The organism is Caballeronia sp. LZ032, from assembly GCF_031451315.1.
Classification (GTDB): Bacteria; Pseudomonadota; Gammaproteobacteria; order Burkholderiales; family Burkholderiaceae; genus Caballeronia.
In genome coordinates this window covers 1-410 of record NZ_JARUXP010000063.1, presented here as the reverse complement: position 1 = coordinate 410, position 410 = coordinate 1, and the positions used below count along the sequence as shown (strand labels likewise).

The 410-nt window shown below is 58.5% G+C and carries 1 pseudogene; it reads left to right on the top strand.

Annotation, left to right across the window (positions count from 1 at the left end):
* Window positions 1-410: pseudogene (locus QCE69_RS39710) on the top strand (spermidine/putrescine ABC transporter ATP-binding protein); the annotation flags it as partial.

Here is a 410-nt window from a genome sequence, read left to right as displayed (position 1 = left end):
TCTGGGCACCACGATCATCTACGTGACGCACGATCAGGAAGAAGCGATGACGATGTCGGACCGCATCTGTTTGATGGATGCGGGCAAGATCGCGCAACTCGGTACGCCTGCTGATCTCTATTTCCGTCCGAAGAATGTGTTCGTGGCGGATTTCCTCGGTGAATCGAATCTGCTCGATGCACAGGTCACGTCGCGTGAAGGCGATCAGGTGCGCCTCGCGATGCAAGGCATCGACAAGGGCCGCGCGATGGTCTACGACACACAGGTGCAATCAGGCAAGCCGGTGAAGCTGATGCTGCGTCCGCAGAACCTGCGCGTGAACGGTCACAACGATTCAAGCGCGGAGACCATGTCCGCCAGGCTCACCGACATCATGGTGACCGGCGGCATGACCAAGCTGTACATGCAGC